This window comes from Marinobacter sp. G5_S1_61_S3 (assembly GCF_054968585.1).
In genome coordinates this window covers 73,933-96,093 of the sequence record NZ_JBQKUK010000016.1, presented here as the reverse complement: position 1 = coordinate 96,093, position 22,161 = coordinate 73,933, and the positions used below count along the sequence as shown (strand labels likewise).

Annotated in this window: 23 protein-coding genes; 12 read left to right on the top strand and 11 right to left on the bottom strand. The window is 58.3% G+C overall.

Annotated features, from left to right (window positions below):
* The first annotated feature begins 34 nt into the window (after positions 1–34).
* From ispF to ACTRWH_RS16275, 8 genes are all read left to right on the top strand, one after another.
* Positions 35–514 (top strand): 2-C-methyl-D-erythritol 2,4-cyclodiphosphate synthase, encoded by a 480-nt coding sequence (ispF, locus tag ACTRWH_RS16310; protein WP_036206639.1) that lies wholly within the window; start codon positions 35–37, stop codon positions 512–514.
* A complete protein-coding gene (gene truD / locus ACTRWH_RS16305; protein ID WP_036206642.1) occupies positions 511–1,611 on the top strand; it encodes a tRNA pseudouridine(13) synthase TruD in 1,101 nt (366 codons plus the stop codon). Before ispF ends, truD begins: the two co-directional genes overlap by 4 nt.
* Positions 1,589–2,353 carry a 5'/3'-nucleotidase SurE gene (surE, locus tag ACTRWH_RS16300; RefSeq protein WP_036206645.1) on the top strand — a complete coding sequence of 255 codons (765 nt, stop codon included), beginning with the start codon at positions 1,589–1,591 and terminating at the stop codon, positions 2,351–2,353. The genes truD and surE overlap by 23 nt, the downstream gene beginning before the upstream one ends.
* The gene (locus ACTRWH_RS16295) at positions 2,353–3,009 is read left to right on the top strand and encodes a protein-L-isoaspartate(D-aspartate) O-methyltransferase (RefSeq protein ID WP_036206648.1); all 657 of its coding nucleotides are present in this window, start codon (positions 2,353–2,355) and stop codon (positions 3,007–3,009) included. Before surE ends, ACTRWH_RS16295 begins: the two co-directional genes overlap by 1 nt.
* A complete protein-coding gene (locus ACTRWH_RS16290; RefSeq protein WP_462826644.1) occupies positions 3,006–3,986 on the top strand; it encodes a polyprenyl-phosphate transporter in 981 nt (326 codons plus the stop codon). Before ACTRWH_RS16295 ends, ACTRWH_RS16290 begins: the two co-directional genes overlap by 4 nt.
* Positions 3,987–4,338: 352 nt before the next feature.
* The gene (locus tag ACTRWH_RS16285) at positions 4,339–5,094 is read left to right on the top strand and encodes a peptidoglycan DD-metalloendopeptidase family protein (protein WP_185906434.1); all 756 of its coding nucleotides are present in this window, start codon (positions 4,339–4,341) and stop codon (positions 5,092–5,094) included.
* 215 nt (positions 5,095–5,309) lie between these two features.
* Complete coding sequence (gene rpoS / locus ACTRWH_RS16280; protein ID WP_036206655.1) at positions 5,310–6,311, top strand: RNA polymerase sigma factor RpoS; 1,002 nt, start codon at positions 5,310–5,312, stop codon at positions 6,309–6,311.
* Between the two features lie 186 nt (positions 6,312–6,497).
* Positions 6,498–7,073 (top strand): chalcone isomerase family protein, encoded by a 576-nt coding sequence (locus tag ACTRWH_RS16275; protein ID WP_036206658.1) that lies wholly within the window; start codon positions 6,498–6,500, stop codon positions 7,071–7,073.
* A gap of 42 nt (positions 7,074–7,115) precedes the next feature.
* Here the strand turns inward: ACTRWH_RS16275 and nth are convergent, their stop codons facing one another.
* From nth to metG, 8 genes are read right to left on the bottom strand one after another with little or no spacing between them, the layout of a single operon-like run.
* Positions 7,116–7,757, bottom strand: a complete 642-nt coding sequence (gene nth / locus ACTRWH_RS16270; RefSeq protein WP_036206660.1) for an endonuclease III — start codon at positions 7,755–7,757, stop codon at positions 7,116–7,118.
* A gap of 40 nt (positions 7,758–7,797) precedes the next feature.
* The gene (locus ACTRWH_RS16265) at positions 7,798–8,508 is read right to left on the bottom strand and encodes an electron transport complex subunit E (RefSeq protein ID WP_036206662.1); all 711 of its coding nucleotides are present in this window, start codon (positions 8,506–8,508) and stop codon (positions 7,798–7,800) included.
* A 1-nt stretch (position 8,509) separates the two neighbouring features.
* A complete protein-coding gene (rsxG, locus tag ACTRWH_RS16260; protein WP_091643944.1) occupies positions 8,510–9,211 on the bottom strand; it encodes an electron transport complex subunit RsxG in 702 nt (233 codons plus the stop codon).
* Positions 9,212–9,214: 3 nt separating this feature from the next.
* A complete protein-coding gene (rsxD, locus tag ACTRWH_RS16255) occupies positions 9,215–10,267 on the bottom strand; it encodes an electron transport complex subunit RsxD (RefSeq protein ID WP_462826643.1) in 1,053 nt (350 codons plus the stop codon).
* Positions 10,268–10,286: 19 nt separating this feature from the next.
* On the bottom strand, positions 10,287–12,125 hold the full coding sequence (rsxC, locus tag ACTRWH_RS16250) for an electron transport complex subunit RsxC (RefSeq protein WP_075195277.1): 1,839 nt from the start codon (positions 12,123–12,125) through the stop codon (positions 10,287–10,289).
* Positions 12,125–12,703, bottom strand: coding sequence for an electron transport complex subunit RsxB (gene rsxB / locus ACTRWH_RS16245; RefSeq protein WP_041335008.1), 579 nt, complete (start codon positions 12,701–12,703; stop codon positions 12,125–12,127). Before rsxB ends, rsxC begins: the two co-directional genes overlap by 1 nt.
* A gap of 15 nt (positions 12,704–12,718) precedes the next feature.
* The gene (gene rsxA, locus ACTRWH_RS16240; protein WP_007155451.1) at positions 12,719–13,300 is read right to left on the bottom strand and encodes an electron transport complex subunit RsxA; all 582 of its coding nucleotides are present in this window, start codon (positions 13,298–13,300) and stop codon (positions 12,719–12,721) included.
* Between the two features lie 12 nt (positions 13,301–13,312).
* A complete protein-coding gene (metG, locus tag ACTRWH_RS16235; RefSeq protein WP_075195276.1) occupies positions 13,313–15,346 on the bottom strand; it encodes a methionine--tRNA ligase in 2,034 nt (677 codons plus the stop codon).
* 180 nt (positions 15,347–15,526) lie between these two features.
* Between metG and apbC the strand changes: the two genes are divergently transcribed.
* From apbC to ACTRWH_RS16215, 4 genes are all read left to right on the top strand, one after another.
* Positions 15,527–16,627: an iron-sulfur cluster carrier protein ApbC gene (apbC, locus tag ACTRWH_RS16230; RefSeq protein WP_462826642.1), complete on the top strand. Its 1,101-nt coding sequence runs from the start codon at positions 15,527–15,529 to the stop codon at positions 16,625–16,627.
* Positions 16,628–16,873: 246 nt separating this feature from the next.
* Positions 16,874–17,440: a dCTP deaminase gene (gene dcd / locus ACTRWH_RS16225; RefSeq protein ID WP_085681099.1), complete on the top strand. Its 567-nt coding sequence runs from the start codon at positions 16,874–16,876 to the stop codon at positions 17,438–17,440.
* 55 nt (positions 17,441–17,495) lie between these two features.
* Positions 17,496–18,095 carry a YjaG family protein gene (locus ACTRWH_RS16220; RefSeq protein WP_007155425.1) on the top strand — a complete coding sequence of 200 codons (600 nt, stop codon included), beginning with the start codon at positions 17,496–17,498 and terminating at the stop codon, positions 18,093–18,095.
* A gap of 69 nt (positions 18,096–18,164) precedes the next feature.
* Positions 18,165–19,436, top strand: coding sequence for a valine--pyruvate transaminase (locus ACTRWH_RS16215; protein WP_462826641.1), 1,272 nt, complete (start codon positions 18,165–18,167; stop codon positions 19,434–19,436).
* Positions 19,437–19,445: 9 nt separating this feature from the next.
* Here ACTRWH_RS16215 and ACTRWH_RS16210 read toward each other — a convergent pair whose 3' ends face one another.
* The 3 genes from ACTRWH_RS16210 to purM form a co-directional block, all read right to left on the bottom strand.
* A complete protein-coding gene (locus ACTRWH_RS16210; protein WP_075195272.1) occupies positions 19,446–20,186 on the bottom strand; it encodes a DUF3108 domain-containing protein in 741 nt (246 codons plus the stop codon).
* A gap of 83 nt (positions 20,187–20,269) precedes the next feature.
* Complete coding sequence (gene purN / locus ACTRWH_RS16205; protein WP_075195271.1) at positions 20,270–20,950, bottom strand: phosphoribosylglycinamide formyltransferase; 681 nt, start codon at positions 20,948–20,950, stop codon at positions 20,270–20,272.
* Positions 20,947–22,011 (bottom strand): phosphoribosylformylglycinamidine cyclo-ligase, encoded by a 1,065-nt coding sequence (purM, locus tag ACTRWH_RS16200; RefSeq protein WP_036206692.1) that lies wholly within the window; start codon positions 22,009–22,011, stop codon positions 20,947–20,949. The genes purN and purM overlap by 4 nt, the downstream gene beginning before the upstream one ends.
* Between the last annotated feature and the right edge of the window lie 150 nt (positions 22,012–22,161).

The window sequence follows — 22,161 nt, the reverse complement described above, 5'->3', positions numbered from 1 at the left end:
CTGCATCGTTACTGATTGAAAAGGAAACAGCACTATGCGAATCGGGCAGGGCTTTGATGTCCATGCTTTCTGTGAGGGAAATCAAGTCGTTATTGGCGGTGTGACCATTCCGCACACCCATGCCCTCAAGGCCCATTCCGACGGGGACGTGCTTTTGCACGCCCTTGCAGATGCCCTGTTGGGTGCCGTGGCCCTGGGCGACATCGGTCACCTGTTTCCCGATACCAGTGATGAGTGGGCGGGAGCGGACAGCCGGGACTTGCTGCGCCGCGTGATGGAGCGTGTTGCCGGTGAAGGGTTTGGTGTCGGTAACGTGGATGCCACCATTATTGCCCAGGCCCCGAAAATGGCGCCCCATATTGAGGCCATGCGGTTGACCATTGCCGAGGATCTTGCCATCCCGGCGAGCCGGGTCAGCGTCAAGGCGACCACCACCGAAAAGCTGGGCTTTGCCGGCCGCGGTGAGGGCATTGCGTGCCAGGCGGTTTGCCTGCTGGAGCCGGTTTCATCATGACGGATGCTCAGCACGCTTCCAACGGCTGGCGACTCGACTGGCCAACCTCCTCGGGCTCTCGGGTGGCTTCGGCGCGTATCAAATCGCTCCCCGGCGACTTTTTCGTGGATGAAGAGCTGTCTATGCCCGATGACAGCGGCGGCGGGGGAGAGCACCTGTGCCTGCGTCTGGAAAAAGTCGGGGACAACACCGACTACGTGGCGCGGCAGCTTGCTAATATCTGCGGCTGTCGGCATTTCGACGTGGGTTTTTGCGGGCTGAAGGACCGTCATGCGGTCACGCGTCAGTGGTTTAGCCTTTATCGGCCGGGACAGGAAGACGACGATGGGGCGTTCATCCAGGCGGTGGAGGAACACTGGCCGGTATTGGCTCAGTACCGCCAGGCTCGAAAACTGAGGCGGGGCGATCATCAGGGCAACCGGTTTGAGCTGGTGCTAAAGGACGTGGTCGGCGACACATCTGCTATCGATGCGGCTCTGGCCCGGTTGCGGGACCTCGGATGCCCGAATTATTTCGGTTCGCAACGGTTTGGCCATGGCGGTGCCAATCTGGATAGGGCGCTGACCATGGACCCGACAACACTGAACCGTCGGAGTGGTCGCAATGTCAAAAAGCGTGGGCGAGGGCGGTCAACCTCTGGCAGTCGCGACAGTAAGAACGTATTGTACTTTTCGGCGGCACGTTCGTGGTTATTCAACGAGGTGCTCGCCCATCGTGTTGAGACTGGCACCTGGCTGGAACCTCTGGAGGGAGAGCCTGGCGCATGTGAAAATCAGAACCTGATGGTGACAGGTCCTCTCTGGGGCGACGGTGGCACCGAGGCAGTGTCGGTCCAGGGCGAAATCGAGCGTTCCGTGGTTGCGGAGCACCCGCAGCTGGCAGCGGTGTTTTCAACCACCCGCATGAAGCCTGAGCGTCGGCCGCTGAGCCTGAAACCGGAAGGTCTGGAGTGGCATTGGGACGGCAATGACCAGTTGCGGTTGTCGTTCCGGCTTGCGCCGGGACAATACGCAACAACGTTGCTGGACGATGTGTTTGATATAACGGACGCAACCACGTTTATTGGAGAAAATTGTGCGAATTCTGTTGTCCAATGATGATGGCGTTCATTCGCCTGGTCTTCAGGCCCTACACGACGGGCTTCAGGGGCTGGGCCATCTTGAAGTTGTGGCGCCGGATAGGGACCATAGCGGTGCCAGCAATGCCTTGACGCTGAGCCGCCCGCTAACGGTGGAAGACCATCCCAATGGCTTCCGGTCCGTGGACGGGACCCCGACAGATTGCGTTCACCTTGCGGTTAACGGGCTGTTTGAAGAGCCGTTTGATCGAGTGGTCTCGGGCATCAATACCCACGCCAACCTTGGCGACGATATTATCTATTCGGGTACGGTGGCCGCTGCCACCGAGGGCAGAAACCTGGGGTTGCCAGCAATAGCGGTATCGCTGGTGAACGAAGGCCGTTTCCACTACGAAACGGCGGCCAGGGTTGTTCGCGCGTTGCTGGAAAGCGATCAGCCGTTAACTCTTGGTCCTCGATGCATTCTCAATGTGAACGTTCCCGATGTGCCATGGGAAGAGATTGCCGGCTTCCGCGTGACCCGGCTTGGCCATCGCGACCGAGCTGAAGGCGCGGTGCCGATGACCTGCCCCCGGGGCAAGTCCCGTTACTGGATCGGTGCCGCTGGCAAGGGCAGCGACGCCGGACCGGGGACCGATTTCAACGCAGTGCGCGAGAATTACGTTTCGATCACTCCCGTCCACGTGGATATGACGCGCCATGAGGTACTGTCGCCACTGCGAGAGTGGGTTGAGTTGCTGTCAGGACGGGAGGGACGTTAATGGTGGCAGCGATTGACGGTATTGGAATGACGTCCCGCCGAACCCGTATGCGACTGATACAAAGGCTCAGAGAGGCTGGTATAGCCGATGAGCAGGTGCTTACGGCCATGGCGGACGTGCCGCGTCACATATTCCTTGATGAAGCGCTTTCCCATAGGGCCTACGAAGATACTGCGCTGCCCATTGGCTACAGTCAGACCCTGTCTCAGCCTTACATTGTCGCGCGAATGACAGAATCCCTGATGCACCACAAACCCCGGAAAGTGCTGGAACTGGGAACCGGGTCGGGCTACCAGACCGCGATCCTTGCCGGGTTGGTGGATCAGGTTTTCAGCGTTGAGCGCATCAAACCGCTCCAGGACCGGGCTCGTGACCGGCTTCGACAGCTTGGCTACCGTAACACGATGCTCAAGCACGCAGACGGAGGTATGGGGTGGCCAGAACAGGGGCCGTTTGACGGCATCATCGTCACCGCGGCACCCCGTGAGATCCCGCCGGAACTGAAAGACCAACTGGCGGATGGAGGCGTTATTGTGGCGCCGATCGGCGAGGGCACACAGATGTTGGTGGAAATGGTACGCCAGGGCGACCGTTTCGAGACCAGGGATATTGAACCGGTGCGTTTTGTGCCCCTGTTGGGTGGGGTTGTACGGTGACCGCAGAACGCCCCTCTGAGTCTTCTGCCGACGTACCTCACTCCCATCATCCCTTTGCGGTATTCCTGAGGGGCATGGCCATGGGGGCGGCTGATATCGTACCCGGCGTGTCGGGTGGCACCATTGCATTCATTACCGGCATTTACTTCCGGTTGCTGGAAGCCATCAATGCCGTTCCACAAGCCTTCTTCCAGCATCTGATCCGTGGTCAGGTGAGGCAATTCTGGGCGGCGTGTGACGGCACCTTCCTACTGAGTCTGCTGGCGGGGATACTGGGTAGTATTGCCACCCTTGCGTCCGTGATCAGTCATGCCCTTGCCACCTATCCGATCCTGATCTGGAGTTTTTTCTTCGGCCTGATCGTCGCGTCAGTGTGGCACGTCGGCCGTCAGGTTCGTCGTTATGAGCCATTGTTGCTGTTGCCATTTTCGGTGGGAACCGTTTTTGCCTGGTGGGTAACGACTTTGTCTGGCAGCCCGTTGTCGCCCTCAATGCCGGTGTTCTTCGGTGCCGGGGCCCTGGCCATTTGCGCCATGATCCTGCCAGGAATCTCCGGCAGTTTTATCCTGGTGATTCTGGGTATGTACGTCCCGGTGCTGGACGCCATACGTTCCCTGGATCTGGGCATCCTCGGGATTTTCGCTGTTGGTTGCCTGGTCGGTTTACTGTCGGTTGCCCGGCTCATTACCTGGGCGTTCCATCGCTACCATGACCTTGTGCTGGCGTTGTTGACTGGTTTTATGGTGGGGGCGCTGAATAAGGTCTGGCCCTGGAAAGAGACACTAAGCTGGCGTACCAACAGTGCCGGCCAGCAGGTGCCCCTGAACGAAGCAAGCGTCAGTCCGATGGGCTATGCTGAGTTGACCGGTGACGAGTCACAATTACTGCTGGCGATAACCTGTGCGTTCGCCGGTCTGTTGCTGGTTTTGCTGGTGGAATGGGTGGGCAGGAAAAAACAGCCTGGCGCCGCCCGTTAGCCTGGTTTTCTGCTCGCTGTTGTGACGGCGTTCACGGGCGTATCGAGACTAAGTGTTACTTTTTGATCCGTACGGTTGTTTCGGGCAGTAACAAACGCAACAGATGGGTAACTTGGTTTCATGCCCAAAATGTGCAATAAATTAGCAAGTTACTTAAAACACTTTATAAACCGCCGAATTTTTTATACGAATTACTAATAACGGGCGTATTTTTATTCTTTTGAGATTAGTGCGTGGGTCCATCATTGCTGCGACGGCAGTCTTCCCGCGGCTCCCCTCCGGTGCCCCTGCCTCTCCGTGTTCAAAAAAACGGACGCGCCTCTACACCTTTCTGCTTGTGCTTTTTGGCGCCATGCTGCTGACTGGCTGCAACACGCAGGCAATCTACCGTGATGACCTCTACAACCCGCCAGTGTACTGGGGCCGCCACGTTGTCAAATCCGGGGAAACGCTCTATAGCATCGCCTGGCGGTACGGCCGTGACTACCGGGAATTAGGTAATGCCAATGGTATAAGCCCGCCTTACCACATCAAGGCAGGGCAGGTTCTCAGGCTGGACCTTCGCGGAAATGTAACATCCACAGCGCAGACTGGCGGAAGTAGTAAAACGTCGGTCTCGCGACCACCAACCCGCACCGCATCGCGACAGCCTGCTCCCAAACCGGAGCCAAAGCCGACGGTTTCGCGGCGGCCCGATAAGTCGTCACCATTAACGGGTCAAAGCCAGACAGTATCCAATGTCAACTGGCGCTGGCCCCACGTTGGCACCGTAATTGCAGGTTATTCTACATCCGGGAAAGTCAATAAAGGTATTGATATTGCTGGAAAAGCAGGTGACTCTGTGAGGGCAGCGGCAAGTGGTAATGTCGTTTATGCTGGAAGTGGGTTGCTCGGTTATGGCAACTTGATCATAGTGAACCACAACGAGCACTATTTGAGTGCTTATGCTCACAACCGGAAGATTCTGGTGCAGGAAGGGGAGGACGTTAAAGCCGGACAGGTCATCGCTGAACTGGGAAACAGCGGCACGGACAGGCCCAAGTTGCATTTTGAAATCCGGAAAAATGGCAACCCGGTCGACCCCGCCCACTACCTCCCGGGCCGATGAAACGGATTGGCAGAACAAAACCTGGCGTCCGGCACCGAAAATCAGAGGCAACGAAAGATAATAGTCGAGACAAACAATAAAAAAACGACGGTTCCGGCAACCGTCAACAGCTAGCAATAAATGTCCTGAACAAGAACACGAAGAAAGCAGGCGCTCGCAATAACAAAAAGACGTGAGCGAATTTCCAGGATCATTGAAAGGCGGGGCAAAGAGTTATGTCAGCAGAGCATGAAGAACTCATCATTGATCGTGTATCAGATGTTGAAGACGCAGACGATCAGCTGTTAGCAGAGGACAAAGTAGAAGAAAAAGAAACGGCCGAAGTGGAAGCCGTTGAAACAGAAGAAGACATCCCGGCCCAGGGTCGATACTTCACCAGCCAGAAACAACTGGACGCCACCCAGCTTTATCTCAACGAAATCGGTTTCTCTCCTCTCTTAACACCCGAAGAAGAAGTGTACTTTGCACGGCTCGCCCGTAAGGGAGAGGAGTCCGGTCGCAAACGTATGATCGAGAGCAATCTACGCTTGGTGGTCAAGATTGCCCGGCGTTACGTGAACCGTGGTCTGACACTGTTGGACCTGATAGAAGAGGGTAACCTTGGGCTTATCCGTGCGGTAGAGAAATTTGACCCCGAGAGGGGCTTCCGTTTCTCCACCTACGCGACCTGGTGGATCCGCCAGACCATTGAGCGGGCCATCATGAACCAGACCCGCACCATCCGCCTTCCCATCCACGTCGTTAAGGAACTCAACCTGTACCTGCGCGCGGCACGGGAGCTTACCCAGAAGCTGGACCACGAGCCGTCGGCGGAAGAAATTGCGCGCATGGTCGACAAGCCGGTAGCAGACGTTAAGCGGATGCTGGGCCTGAACGAGCGCGTTGCGTCCATGGACACCCCCATTGGTACCGGCGGTGAAAAATCCCTTCTGGATACCGTCGCAGACGAAGGCGCCTCTGATCCCGCCGACCTGCTGCAGGACAACAACATGTGCTCCTGTGTCGAAAAGTGGATCGATCAGCTCAGTGACAAACAGCAGGAAGTGTTGTCCCGCCGCTTTGGCTTGAGAGGTTACCCCATCAGCACGCTTGAGGAAGTGGGCCAGGAGATTGGTCTGACCCGTGAGCGGGTTCGCCAGATCCAGGTGGAGGCGCTACGTCGCCTTCGCGAAATCCTGGAGAAGGAAGGCCTGTCGGGAACCATGCTGTTCAAGTAATCGGTTCTGTACCACCAAAAACCGGCCCGCTGTCTGCAGGCCGGTTTTTTTGCGTTGCCAAATGAGAACCAGCCGGCGTAAGCGTTCGTTTGCTCCCTGTTAAACTTGGATGGCCGGAGGGGGATATGGGTGTCGAACTCCGGTGCAATCAGACATTCAATAATAACGATCAATAAGGAAAGGACGATGAAGAAGGCCCTATCAACAGGATTTGCATCACTGCTGCTGACAGCAGCCCTTACAACACCAGCCGCCGCTCTGACGGTGGAGGGCGTTGATGTGCCGGATACCTACTCGGCGATGGATACCGAGCTCAAGCTCAACGGTGCGGGTACCCGTTCCAAGTGGTTCATGGACCTTTATATCGGCGGTCTGTATGTGCCTGAGACCATCGACGATGGCCAGGCCATTATCAACGCTGACGAGCCCCAGGCCATCACCCTGCACATTATTTCCGGGATGATCACCAGCGACAAAATGAAATCCGCCACAATGGAAGGGTTTGAGAATTCCACAGGGGGAGACCTGGCCGCGATCAAGGACGATGTGGATGCGTTCCTGGATGTGTTTTCAGAAGAGATCAAGGACGGTGACGTTTTTGATCTTGTTTACCTGCCGGGTGAAGGCGTGCGCGTTCTTAAGAATGGCAAGGAACGCGCCACCATTGGCGACCTGGAGTTCAAGAAGGCCCTGTTCGGCATCTGGTTGTCAGACGAGCCTGCCCAGGAAGATCTGAAAGAGAAGATGCTGGGCCAGCGGTAAGCGCCCGGTAAGGGCACCGGTTCCGGTTGTCCGGGGCCGGTGTCAGTCCATGTAATCCCGTTTCTGCTTGAATTCGCACAGATCTTCGATGATGCAGGCGCCACATTTGGGCTTCCTGGCGGTACAGGTGTAGCGCCCGTGAAGGATCAGCCAGTGATGGGCATCCAGCAGGAACTCCCTGGGCACCAGCCGCATCAGGCGCTTCTCCACTTCCAGCACGTTCTTGCCCGGAGCAATCCCCGTTCTGTTCGATACCCGGAAGATGTGGGTATCCACCGCCATTGCCGGTTGCCCGAACGCGGTGTTCAGAACCACGTTGGCGGTCTTGCGGCCCACACCCGGAAGGGCTTCCAGGTCTTCCCGGTTGTCCGGAACTTCCCCGCCGTGTTTTTCAATCAGCGCACGACAGGTCTTGATCACGTTCTCGGCCTTGCTGTTAAACAGCCCAATGGTCTTGATGTATTCCTTCAGGCCATCCACTCCCAGCGCGAGGATTTTTTCGGGTGTGTTGGCTACGGGGTATAGTTTTGCTGTTGCCTTGTTTACACCGACGTCCGTGGCTTGGGCCGAGAGGATCACCGCGATCAGCAGTTCGAACGGGTTGGTATAGTTCAACTCGGTTGTGGGTGTCGGATTGGCTTCCCGCAAACGGGTAAAGATTTCCGTACGTTTTGCCTTGTTCATGGGTTATCCGCTGGCTGAGAAAGTAATGGTCATTGGATGTTCAGGATACATGGCCTGTTACCCGCACTCGCTTGCTACCGGCCACGATGGGCTCCGCCGCCGTACGGCGGGCCTTGAGATGATTGTCGATGCCATTCTTCAGCGCGATAAGCAGCCCCAGCCCCACAAAGGCGCCTGGCGGCAGCACCATGAAGAGCACGTCCGGGTATTGCTCCAGCGGACGGATTCCCCAGTCTGCCGCCATGGGGCCCAGCAGGAGATCCATATCGGTAAACAGGGTGCCCTGTCCCACGAGTTCCCGCATGGCGCCGAGTGCAATCAGCACTACCAGAAAACCGATACCCATCATGACACCGTCCAGCAGGGCGGGTAGGGGTGGGTTCTTGGAGGCAAACGCGTCCGCACGGCCCAGAATGGCACAGTTGGTCACAATCAACGGAATGAATATACCCAGGATCTGGTAGAGCTCATAGGTATAGGCCTGCATCAACAGTTCAGCGCAGGTGACGAAAGAGGCGATGATCATCACGAAGGCAGGCAGGCGCACCGACTCGCTAACAAAGTTGCGGATCAGTGACACTGCCAGGTTCGAGCCCATCAGCACCATCAGCGTTGCCAGGCCCAGGCCGATGGCATTAACGACGGTACTGGTCACCGCTAGCAGGGGGCAAAGCCCCAACACCTGAACCAGGGCAGGGTTGTTGGTCCAAAGCCCGTCACGGATGATCTCTGAGCTGGATTTGGTCGCCATGCTACGAATGCTCCCGTTCTGGTGTCTGGCCAGCGATTTCCTCGGGCGTCAGAGGCGTGCTTCGGGGTGACGCGGGTTCATTGAGGATGTCGCGAATGTCGCTGCGATGCTCACGGAAATAGATGAGTGTTTTTTGCACCGCATTAACCACGGCTTTCGGGGTGATGGTCGCACCGGTGAACTGGTCAAATACCCCGCCATTCTTCCTGACAGTCCAGCGTTCTGGTTCCGGGTTGCCAAGGGACCGGCCGGTGAACGAGTGGATCCAGTCTGACTTCTTGGTTTCAATGCGGTCGCCCAGGCCAGGGGTTTCCCGGTGGCTGGTCACCCGAACTCCCAGCACCGTGCCTTTCATATCCAGACCCACCAATAGGTGAATGTTGCCAGAATAACCGTCAGGGGCCACTACCGGCATGATCAATCCGGTAGGGCGGCCATTGCGACGTGCCACCCAGGCCGTGACGGGGTCGTTAGCATTCATTCCGTTATCCGCCGGAAGCTGCACCGTGTCGGTCAGCAGATGATTGTCATGCCGGTTCTCCGGAATGATCTCAAACAGCGCCTGTGCTTCCGCCCTGGCGGCCTGTTCCTGTATACGCTCGGCCGTCATGACCTGGGTGATGGCGATGGTGCCGCCGGTAATGATGGCAAACAGGCCCAGGCCAATGGCGTTGCGACGGATGGACTTTGCGAGTGCTGCCATGGTTTACCCCTGACCCTTGCCGGGAATGCCGCGCCGGGGCTTATGATGCCCGTAGGTACGGGGCGGCGTGTAATGGTCGATAAACGGCACCGCGAAGTTCATCAGCAGAACACTGAAGGCCACCGCATCGGGGTAGGCGCCCCAGGTGCGGATCAGGTAGATCAGGATACCAATACCCGCTCCGTAGATAAGCTTGCCCTGATGACTGGACGCGGCGGACACCGGGTCCGTGGCAATGAAGAACGCTCCCAACATGGTGCCCCCGGCCAGCAGGTGCGTGGACAGCGGCGCATACAGGTCCGCGTTGCTGCCAAAGGCAAGGCTCATAATTGCGAGGCCCGCCAGCATGCTGACTGGAATGTGCCAGGTGATGATCTTCAGGCCGACAAGAACCAGACCACCCACTAGGAACGCGGCGTTGACCCATTCCCAGCCCCGGGCAACACCGTCACCGAAGGTGGGGTGAGCAAGCACTTCCGCTGCGGTGTGGGTGGTAATCTTGTGTTTGTACTCATCCAGCGGCGTGGCCATGGTGAAGGCGTCTACCGCTGTCTGTTGGCCAGAGGCGATCATGCTCAGGGTGTCACCAAACCCCGGAGCGGTCTCCCATAGGAGGCCGGGCTGCGCCCAATTCGTGGTCATGGCCACGGGGAACGAGATCAACACCAGAGCGTAACCCACCATGGCAGGATTGAACGGGTTGGAGCCCAAACCACCATAGAGCTGCTTGGCCATGACGATGGCGGCGATGACGGCAACCGCCGACACCCACCAGGGCGCAAACTGTGGCAGGGAAAGGCCCAGCAAAAGGCCAGTGACCGCAGCAGTGTTGTCTTTCAGGAAGAAAGCCACCGGGCGCTTGCGAAGCTTGAGGATAGAAGCCTCGGCCGCGAGTGCCACCGTGATGCACCAGACCACGTTGATCAGATTGCCCCAGCCAAAGAACAGGGTCAGCGCCAGCAGGCCGGGCAGGGCCGCCAGAATCACCCACAGCATGACCTGTGACGTGGAGCGGGCGTTACGGGCGTGGGGCGAGGACTGTTGCGCAAGTGCCATTAGCGTTGGAGCCTGTTCATCATGAGTCTGTCGTTTGGGTATCGGTGGCCGCCATAGATTGCCGGGCCTCTGCCAGAGCCTCTTCCGCCCGCTTCACCCGGTCGTGGTTCTTGGTGACGGCTCTCTCGAGTTTTTCGACATTGTCCGCATTCTCGGCCCTGGCGTCCTCCAGCATGCTTTGCATGGTGTTCAGCTTTGCGGTGGCCTGGGCAAGCTGCTTCTCCAGGGCGTCAATATCGGGCGCCGGTTCGCTGGCGGCTTTGGTTTCAGATGTCTCAGCTTTCGTTTCGGCCTGTTGTTGGCCCTTGGCCTTTTTACGGGCAAGGGCTTCCTGCACCAGGGCGGCTTTGGCGGCACGGTCATCGGCGGGCTGGCCTTCTGCGTCCGCCTTTTCAGCCTCGGCCTGCTTCCTGGCCTGGGCTTCGGCAGCCGCCTTCGCTCGTTCTTTGCGGCGCTGTTCTTTCTCCTGCTGTTCCCGTTCGAGTCTCGCCTGACGGGCTTCAAAACGTTCACGGGCGCGATCCGCTTTCAGCTGTTCAGCCTGTTGTACCCGTATCTCGCCTTTGGCCGCCCGGTAATACTGCACCAGCGGAATGGAGCTGGGGCAGACGTAAGAACAGGCACCACATTCGATGCAGTCGAACAGGTTCAGGTGCTCGGCTTTGTCGAACTCCCCGGCTTTGGAGTACCAGAACAGTTGCTGGGGCAGCAACTCCATTGGGCAGGCTTCGGCGCACATGCTGCAGCGAATACAGGGTTGTTCCGGAGCCGGGTCCGGTAATTCCGTGGCAGTGGCGGCAATGACGCAGTTGGTGGTCTTGACCACCGGTACGGCTGGCGTTTCCAGGGTATAGCCCATCATCGGCCCACCCAGAACAAGGCGGTGGAGCTTGCTGTTTTCCTGCCCGGCCTGCGCTAGCAGGTAGTCGATAGGTGTGCCGATCAGGACCTCGAAATTACCGGGATCGGTCACTGCATACCCAGTGACCGTTGTGACGCGGGAAATCAACGGCTCGCCCCGATGAATGGCGGCGGATACGGCGATGGCTGTGCCCACGTTCTGGCACATCACTCCAATATCCGCTGGAATCCCGCCACTGGGCACTTCCATGCTTGTCAGGATCTGTATCAGCTGTTTTTCACCGCCAGAGGGATATTTGGTGGGGATGACCGCGATCTCTGTCTGGGTGCCCTCCGCGGCTTTCCTGAGCGCGGAGATGGCCTCTGGCTTGTTATCTTCGATGCCGATGACAACCCGCTCCGGGCGCAGTATCCACGCCATGATGCGCAACCCAGCAATGATTTCGCCTGCGTTCTCCCGCATCGACATATCGTCGGCCGTGATGTAGGGCTCACACTCCGCGCCGTTCAGGATCAGCGTGTTTACCTTCCGGTCCCTCGGCGGGCGTAGCTTGATGTTTGTGGGGAAGCCGGCGCCTCCCATGCCGGAAATGCCGGCGTCGCGGATTTGTTCGAGCACCGTTTCCCGGTCCAGATCCCGGTAGTTCGTTATCGGGTTGAGAGGTGCCCACTCATCTTTTCCGTCGGGCTTGAGGGTAATGCACCAGTCGCTCATTCCCGAGGGATGGGGAACGGGCTGAAGGCTGACGGATTCAATAGTGCCGGAGGTCGGCGCGTGAACGGGTACGCCCATGCCGCCGGCCACGTCGGCTATTTTCTGGCCTTTGAGAACTCGATCGCCGACTGCAACACAGGCTTCGGCCGGCTCGCCTATATGCTGCTGCAACGGCAATACCAGAACCTCTGGCAGGCCGGCGCCAGTGATCGGGCGTGATGTGGACTGGTGTTTGTTTTCGGCAGGATGGATGCCGCCGGAAAAGTCCCAGAGCTGTGTCATCAGGCGTTGGCCCCCTGACGATCGGTGGCAATCACACCGGATTTGGGCGGTGTCCAGGTCCAGGAGCGAATGTCGGGCTCTACCGTAATCATGTCGATACAGTCCACCGGGCAGGGTTCCACACACAGATCACAGCCGGTGCATTCGCTCTCGATTACGGTATGCATGTGTTTTGCGGCGCCGAGGATGGCGTCCACCGGGCAGGCCTGGATACACTTGGTGCAACCAATGCACTCGTCCTCGCGAATCACCGCAACACGCTTGGCCTGTTCCACCCCGTGTTCCGCGTCCAGCGGTTGTGGCTCCACGTCCAGCAGGTCCGCCAGTGCCTTGATGGTGGTTTCACCGCCCGGAGGGCATTTGTTGATGGCATCGCCGTTGGCAATGGATTCGGCGTAGGGACGGCAGCCGGGAAAACCACACTGGCCGCACTGGGTTTGGGGAAGCATGGAGTCAATCTGGTCCACCAACGGGTTGCCTTCCACCCGAAAGCGCTCTGCGGCAAAGCCCAGCAGGCCGCCGAACACAACCGCCAGCGCGAGCAGAACCAGTACGGCAATCAGTATGCTCGTCCACATAATACAAACGCTCCGTCAGACGCTGACCAGACCAGTAAAGCCCAGGAAAGCCAGAGACATCAACCCGGCGGTGACCATGCCAATGGCGGCGCCCCGGAAGGCAACCGGAACATCGGCCACGGCGATGCGTTCACGCATGGCAGCAAACAGCACCAGCACCAGCGAAAAGCCGGCGGCGGCGCCGAATCCGTACAGGACAGACTCCACGAAGTTATTGTTCTTGTTGAGGTTAAGCAGGGCAACACCCAGAACCGCACAGTTGGTGGTGATCAACGGCAGGAAAATGCCCAATACCCGATAGAGCAGGGGGCTGGTCTTGCGCACCACCATCTCCGTGAACTGCACCACAACGGCGATGACCAGGATGAACGTGATGGTTTTCAGGAACGCCAGGTCCAGCGGCTCCAGCAGGTAGGTATACGCCAGGTAGCTGCACACCGAGGCCAGGGTCAGCACAAACGTGGTGGCCAATGACATGCCCATGGCGGTTTCCAGCTTCCCGGATACGCCCATGAACGGGCACAGTCCAAGAAACTGAACCAGCACAAAATTGTTCACCAGTATGGTGCTGACCAGGATCAGCAGATACTCAGTCATCAGAGCGCGCCATTACATAATCCGCATGCCGGGCGTGGCGCCCGAATCCGGTGACAGGATGAAAATGTCTTTTCCGCCGGGGCCGGCCGCCAGCACCATGCCCTCTGACATTCCGAATTTCATCTTTCGGGGCTTGAGGTTGGCCACCATCACCGTCAGGCGTCCTTCGAGGTCCTCAGGTTTGTACGCCGATTTGATGCCGGCAAAAACGTTGCGCTCGCCCTCTCCAACGTCAAGGGTAAGGCGAAGCAGCTTGTCGGCGCCGTCCACGTGTTCGGCTTTGACAATCTTGACGACCCGAAGATCCACCTTCGCGAAATCCCCGAATTCTATTTCATCGGCAATCGGCTCGAGATTGGCTTCCGGGGTCTTCTGTCCTGTCGCTGCGGGCATTTCTTCCTTGGACGCGTCCAGCATTTTTTCGATCTGAGCCATATCCACGCGGTTCATCAGCGGCTTGAACTTGTTGATGCCGTGATTCTCAAGCCGTTGCTCGCGCTTGTTCCAGTCCAGCGGCGCATTCAGGAACGCCTCTGAAGCCTTGGCGGTTTCCGGCAGAACCGGCGCCAGGTAAGTCATCAGCAGGTGGAACATGTTGATGGCGTTGGTGCAGATGGCCTGCAGGTTGTCGTCCTGGCCGTCCTGCTTGGCAATGACCCAGGGCTGCTCGTCATTCACGTACTGGTTGGCGATGTCAGCCAGTTCCATGATTCGACGCATGGCGCGGCCGAACTCCCGGGCCTCGAAAAAGTCCGCGATCTCATCGCCGGCCTCGATAAACTCTTTCAGCTTTTCATGTTCGGTGACGGTACCGAGTTGGCCATCAAAGCGCTTGGTGATGAACCCGGCGCTGCGACTGGCAATGTTGACCACCTTGCCCACCAGGTCCGAGTTCACCCGCGCGGCGAAGTCTTCCAGGTTCAGGTCCATATCGTCGACGCTGCCGGTGAGTTTGGCGGCGAAGTAGTAGCGCAGGTATTCCGGATTCAGATGGTCCAGATAGGTCCGGGCCATGATGAACGTGCCCCGGGACTTGGACATTTTCTTACCATTTACCGTCACGAAACCATGGGCCCAGACGGCACTGGGTGTGCGGAACCCGGCGCTGTGCAGCATGGACGGCCAGAACAGGGCGTGGAAATTGATAATGTCCTTGCCGATAAAGTGGTACACCTCGGCGGTGGAATCCGCCTTCCAGAAATGCTCGAAATCAATGCCTTCCCGGTTGCACAGGTTCTTGAAACTGGCGAGGTAACCAATGGGCGCGTCGAGCCAGACGTAGAAGTACTTGCCGGGTGCATCCGGAATCTCGAAGCCGAAGTAGGGCGCATCGCGGCTGATGTCCCATTCCTGCAGACCCGCATCCAGCCACTCGGCCAGTTTATTGGCCACCTGGGGTTGCAGCGTACCGCTGCGGGTCCAGTTCGCGAGGAAGTCCGCAAATTCCGGCAGGCGGAAGAAGTAGTGCTCGGATTCCTTGTCCACCGGCGTGGCACCGGAGACCGCCGAGCGGGGATTGATCAGCTCAGCCGGGGTATAGGTGGCGCCACAGGCTTCGCAGTTGTCGCCGTACTGGTCTTCGGTCTTGCACTTGGGGCAGGTGCCCTTGATGAACCGGTCCGCCAGGAACATGTTCTTTTCAGGATCGAACGCCTGGGTAATTTTGCGGGTGGCGATGTGGCCGTTTTCCTGCAACTGGCGATAAATGTATTCCGAGAACTGGCGGTTCTCCTCGGAATGAGTGGTGTAATAGTTGTCGAAGCGGATGTGGAAGCCGCCGAAATCCTGCTGGTGCTCGTCCCGGATACGGTCGATCAGGCTCTCGGAGGAGATGCCTTCCCGCTCGGCACGGAGCATAATAGCAGTACCATGAGCATCGTCCGCACAAACGTAGTAGCAGTTCTGGCCACGCATTTTCTGATAGCGCACCCAGATATCCGTCTGAATGTATTCCAGCAGATGGCCCAGGTGGATGGGGCCATTGGCGTACGGCAGGGCGCTGGTTACCAGAATATCGCGCTGTTGCTTTGAACTCGCTTGCGTCATGTTGTGGTCCGAACCTTCATTCGTCAGGAGTTGGGCGTTCGCGTTTGCCGGCCTTGCTCCGGGTAAAGAACCCTTATGGCCAGAAACGGGCACAAATGATACCTTCCGAGCAGATAATTTTCACCCGAAACACCTGTTTCCGCGCTAATAAATGCGCGTGACGTTAGACCGGAGATTCCGATGGCACAGATTTCACAGCAGGCACTGGAAACCGCCGTACAACAGTACCGCGACCCCTACCTGGGCAAGGACCTGTATGAATTGGGTGCGGTGAAATCCCTGACCGCGGACGACAGCGGCAAGGTCACCGTGATGATCGAATTGCCATACCCGTCCAAAGGCATCGCCGGCGCCCTGAAAGAGCTGCTCACCAACGCCCTCGATAACGTCGATGGCGTTGAAGGCGTGGATGTCCACGTGGGACAGAAAATCCACTCCCACAAAGGCCAGAAAGACATCCAGTCCGTTCCCGGCGTCAAGAACATCATCGCAGTGGCCTCCGGCAAGGGCGGCGTGGGCAAATCCACCACCGCCGTCAACCTTGCCCTGGCGCTGCAAGCCGAAGGCGCCCGTGTCGGCATTCTCGACGCGGACATCTACGGCCCCAGCATCGGCATGATGCTGGGCGTGCCCGAAGGCAAACGCCCCGACACCCGGGAAAACAAATACTTCGTCCCTATGGAAGCCCACGGCCTTCAGGCCAACTCCATGGCCTTCGTCGTCACCGAGAAAACCCCCATGGTCTGGCGCGGCCCCATGGTCAGCGGCGCCGTCATGCAACTGTTGCAACAGACCCTGTGGAACGAACTGGACTACCTTATCCTCGACATGCCCCCGGGCACCGGTGACATCCAGCTCACCATCGCCCAGAAAGTCCCGGTAAACGGTGCCGTCATCGTCACCACACCCCAGGACATCGCCCTGCTGGACGGCAAAAAAGGCATCGAAATGTTCCGCAAGGTGGACATATCTGTACTGGGCGTGGTGGAAAACATGAGCGTCCACATCTGCAGCAACTGCGGCCATGAAGAACCCCTCTTCGGCCACGGCGGCGGCGAACGCATCGCCGAAGAATACGACACCACGCTGCTGGGCCAACTCCCGCTGCACCTGACCATCCGTGAACAGACCGACGGCGGCACCCCATCTGTGGTGGCGGAACCCGATTCGGAAGTGGCAAGGCGCTACAAGGATATCGCTCGCCGGGTTGGCGCAGAACTGTCCACCCGTGAAAGAAACCTGACGGGCTCTATCTCCAGTGTTTCCGTAACCGAACACTAGGCGAGCCCCACCAAAGTGTGATCGCAGCTGTGGAAGGAACGGGTTTGAAACTGTGAAAAACATGGATGTTTTTCTCAAGCCTACATGGACGTATCCACGGCGTGTTTCGAACCCGTTCTTTCCATAGCTGCAGCCCCTAAGGCCGCATCGGAGAGACCTGTCAAAATTAGCGACTAGGCCTTCGACAGCCATTAAGTGAACAGGTAAACTACCGCCTCTCTTTTTTATGGATACGAGACGTCACCCATGAGCATCAAATCCGACCACTGGATTCGCCGGATGTCCCGGGATCAGGGCATGATCGAACCCTTTGAATACGATCAGGTCCGCGAAACCGAAAAAGGCCGCGTAATCTCCTACGGCACATCCAGCTACGGCTACGATGTCCGTTGCAGCAACGAATTCAAAATCTTCACCAACGTCCACTCCGCCACCGTGGACCCGAAGAACTTCGATGAAAACAGCTTCGTCAACTACACCGGCGACGTCTGCATCATCCCGCCCAACTCCTTTGCCCTGGCGCGCACCGTGGAATACTTCCGTATCCCCCGCAGTGTGCTGACCATCTGCCTGGGCAAATCCACCTACGCGCGGTGTGGCATCATCGTCAACGTCACACCACTGGAACCCGAGTGGGAAGGGCAGGTCACCCTGGAATTTTCCAACACCACCAACCTGCCGGCCAAAATCTACGCCAACGAAGGCGTCGCCCAGATGCTGTTCTTCGAGTCTGATGAAATCTGCGACACCAGCTACAAAGACCGGGGCGGAAAGTACCTGGGGCAAACAGGCGTGACCCTGCCGCGAACATGAGTGGCAGTGCCGCAGGGGCGATTCCGGTAAGTGACATCGTCAGGAGAGAGCCACAGTGAACGCCAATCAGTTTCTGAAAGCTGTCTCACAACTGCAGGGCTGGCGGGAATTTACCTTCCTGATGGCCCTCGCTGAGCGCTCCTTCCCCAATTACGCCCTGTTTGCGGACGCCGTTGGGCTCAAAACCGGTGCGAAAATGCGCCAATTGCTCGATCTTGGCTGGGAAATGCTGCAAAAGGACGTTTCCGAAGCGGCCATTCCCCAATTGCTGGCGAAACTCGAATCGCTGTCGCCAGATGTGAACGCCTATGACGCTTACGGTGTCTATCCCGCCTTTGATTTTTGCCAGTTGCTGGAACAGGCGTTGCTGAACCGGCTCAATCCGGGCAAGCACCGTGCAACCGACGCCTCCCAGATGGCCACCGCGACCGTCATGAACTTTGTTGAGCTTTCTGAAGGTGAAGATCTGGAAGAAGATGAGCTGGTCAGGCTATTGGACCAGCACCCGCTGATGAAAGAAGACAAGGTATTCCAGCGCGACCTGATCCTGGCCCTCAAACGCCAGCGCACGCCCACCAGCCAGTTTGTTGAACGCATCCACGGCGATGCCGCCAACGACGGTGTGAGCAACCTGGGCATCTCGCTGAGCGACTGACCGGCAGCGCTGCTGGCTCTGGCCTACACTTGGGTGACAATCCGTTCTAATCCGGTACAGAAAAGCGTCATGAAACTCTCTTCCTTTGGTCGGAAATTTACCGCGGATGCGGGCATCACCTCCCTGATGGATGACCTTGGCAACGCCCTGGCGTCCGGCGACGACATGATCATGATGGGTGGGGGCAATCCCGGTCATATTCCCGAGATCCAGGCTCGGGTCCAGCAGATACTGGCCGACATGGCCCAAAGTGATGGTGATACGCGCAGGCTGGTTGGTATTTATGACCCGCCCCAGGGTGAGAAGCAGTTCATTGCCTCCCTGGCCGAGCTTCTGAATCGTGAGTATGGCTGGGGATTGAAGCCGGAAAATATTGCCCTGACCAATGGCAGTCAGGCCGCGTTTTTCATGCTGTTCAATATGTTTGGTGGTGACTATGGTGATGGGGTGCACAAGCATGTCCTGTTGCCACTGGCGCCAGAGTACATAGGCTATGCCGATGCCGGTATTGAGCCCGGGCTGTTCCACGCCGTGCAGCCGGATATCTCATTCACCGACGCCCATGAGTTCAAATACCGGGTGGATTTCGATGCGGTTGAGGTAACGGCTGAAACCGGCGCCATCTGCGTTTCCCGGCCCACGAACCCCACTGGAAATGTGGTCACCGACGAAGAGCTGTCCCGGTTGGAAGCCATGGCCCGCCAGCACGACATCCCGCTGATTGTGGATGGAGCCTACGGTACACCGTTTCCAAGCCTGCTGTTTGTGGATGCGAAACCCCACTGGAACGACCAGGTGATCCTGTGTCTGAGCCTGTCCAAGTTCGGCCTGCCGGCCGTGCGTACGGGCATCGTTATTGCGGCGGAGCCGGTGATCAAGGCCTTGTCGGGCATCAATGCCATCATGAACCTTGCCACCGGCAGTTTTGGCGCCATGCTGGCGGAGCCTCTGGTGCGCTCAGGAGAGATTCTGTCGCTCAGCCGGGATGTGGTCTGCCCGTTCTACAAGGCGAAAATGGAACGGGCGGTGGCGGTGTTCCGGGATGCCATGGGCGAGGACAGCTGTCGCTGGTACGTCCATAAACCTGAAGGCGCCATGTTTCTCTGGCTCTGGTTTCCGGGGCTGCCGATCAGCAGTCTGGAGCTGTATCAGCGGCTGAAAGCGCGGGGCGTGCTGGTGGTCTCGGGGCACTACTTCTTCCCCGGTTTGCCGGAAGACGGCTGGAAGCACCGCCACGAATGCCTGCGGGTGACCTACTCACAGGACGATGAGCGCGTGGCGGAGGGGCTGCGAATCATCGCGGATGAAGTGAAGGCTGTCTGGGCGACGGCCAGCCCGTAACTCACCGCTCTAGCGGCCCACCTTGGCGTCGCTGATGGTCAGTTCGTACTCGCTGCCGTCAGGTTCCACCTGGAGGAAGCGAATCAGCAGATAGTCACGCTCCGGCGCGAACCACATCAGCGACTCGCGTTTGCTCTCACTGTCGCGAACCTTCTCGGCCTTGAGTGTGCGAATTTCGCTGCCGTTGATGCGCACGGTTTCCTCGTCAACGACGGCGAATTTGTCGGTGTCGTAGTCGCCCTTGTCGATGACGCGGTATTCCATCTCGCGCTTGCCGGCCTTGATGTCCTGGCTTAGCTGCAGTTGATAGCCCATGGGGTCCATGGCGCCTTTCTCCAGCTTCATCGAAAACTTATCGCCTTCGTGATGCCCACTGACTACGTTATTTTCCCAGTCAAAATCGATCGCTTCCTCACGGTCCCGGATGAAGAGGCCGGAGAGCTTGTAGCGGTAACGCAGGGGAACCACCTGATTGTCTTCCCAGCGGAAGATCAGCGATTCGTCAATGTCCGCAACAAAGGAATCCACGTCGGTTCTGAAATGCCAGGTGCCATCGTCCCGCTGTTCCAGGATGCGGCGGGCGTCACCATTGAGGGAGATGCCCTTGTCCAGGGAGGCGTTGTAGCTGAGCTTCATGGGTTGGAGGGTAACGTCCTCCTGCTCGTCCGAGGCTTGTGCGAGCGAGGCTCCGAGAAGCAGCGCCCCGGTTAACAGGGCGGGCAACGCTGTGAGGCTGAATTTCAGGGGCATGCGACTCCTCCGGTTGCAATGGCAGATCTGTCACTGAACAGTCTAGCGTGACTGGTTGCTTCCGGAGATGACGATAAGTTTACTCAGGCCGAGGCTGCTGAGTTCTCGTCCGGAAGTACCACCGGTCGATTCAGTGGCTGACCGTCGAACACTACATAGTCGGTGCCCAGTTGAATGCGCCCCTCACAGAACCAGCGCACGACGATCGGGTAAAGCACGTGTTCTTTCTCCTGGACTTTCTCGGCGAGGGATTCCGGGGTGTCGTCCGGGGATATGCTCACTTCTGCCTGGGCAACCACCGGCCCGCCATCCAGTTCTTCGGTGACAAAATGAATGGACACGCCGTGGGTTGTTTCGCCAGCGTCCAGTGCACGCTGATGGGTCTTCAGCCCGGTGTACTTGGGCAGAAGGGAAGGGTGCACGTTCAGCATGGTGCCACGCAGTGCCCGCACGAAATCCGTGGTCAGGATGCGCATGAAGCCTGCCAGGACGATCAGGTCCGGGTTGTGACGGCGAATCTCCGCCATCAGTGCGCCGTCGAACTCCTCGCGGGAACCATAATGGGTGTGATCCACGGTGAAGGTGTCGATGTTGGCCTGGGCTGCCCTCTCCAGAGCGAAGGCGCCAGGGCGGTTGCACCCTACCGCAACGATCTGGCCGGGAAAGTCCCGCTCCCGGCTGGCGTTGATGAGAGCCTGAAGGTTGGTGCCGCTGCCGGAAGCCAGGACCAGGATGCGTGGGGCGGTTACGGAATCTGCCTTCATGCCGACAACAGCCCTGGCGCATAACGTACTGATGCAGAGGCCGTGGCGTCGTCAGAGGCTTCAATGATGCCGACCTGCCAGACTTTTTCACCCAGAGCGTTCAGCGTATCAAGGGCCAGTTCGCGCTGGTTTGCAGGGATGCATACAACCATACCGACGCCACAGTTGAAGGTGCGGTACATTTCTTCACTGGCAACGCCGCCGGCATCCTTCAGCCATTGGAACACCGGGGGTAGCTGCCAGCTGTCCGTATCGATGGCTGCAACCATGCCATCAGGCAGAACCCGGGGAATGTTCTCCGGAAGGCCGCCGCCAGTGATGTGGGACAGCGCACGAACGTCCACTTCGCGGACGAGCTGGAGCAGGTTTTTCACATAAATGCGGGTGGGCGCCATCAGGGCATCCGCGAGGGTAACGTCGGCAACCGTCTGGTTCAGGTCAGCGTTACTGACTTCCAGGATCTTGCGGATCAGGGAGTAACCATTGGAATGCGGGCCGGAAGAACCCAGGGCGAGCAGAACGTCGCCAGCCTGCACGCGGCTGCCATCAATGATCTCGCTGCGCTCTGCCACACCCACACAGAAACCGGCCAGATCGTAGTCGTCCCCTTCGTACATGCCCGGCATTTCCGCCGTCTCGCCGCCCACCAGGGAGCAGCCGGCCTGTTCACAGCCAGCGCCAATGCCGTCGACAACCTGGGCGGCCACGTCGACATTCAGCTTGCCGGTAGCGTAATAGTCCAGGAAGAACAGGGGTTCCGCACCGCCTACTACCAGGTCGTTGACACACATGGCCACAAGGTCAATGCCAATGGTGTCGTGCTTCTGGAGTTGCATCGCAAGTCGAAGCTTGGTGCCGACGCCGTCGGTGCCTGATACCAGCACCGGCTCATTGTAGCCAGGGGGAATAGCCACCATGGCGCCAAAGCCACCGAGGCCGCCAAGGACTTCCGGGCGACGTGTGCGCGCCGCGGTATTCTTGATGCGGTCGACGAGTTCGTTACCAGCATCGATATCAACGCCGGCATCACGATAGGTGAGGGAGGGCTTCTGTTCGCTCATGGTGTGTTTAACCGTTTGGACAGTGGGACAGGCGGCGGATTTTAACAGGTGCGGAACGGCGCTCCAAATGAATTGCCCCGTTTGTCACCCTTAAAGGCAGTGTGGCACCGGATTGACTTTCTGCAATCCCGGTTAGCTACTCACACCAGG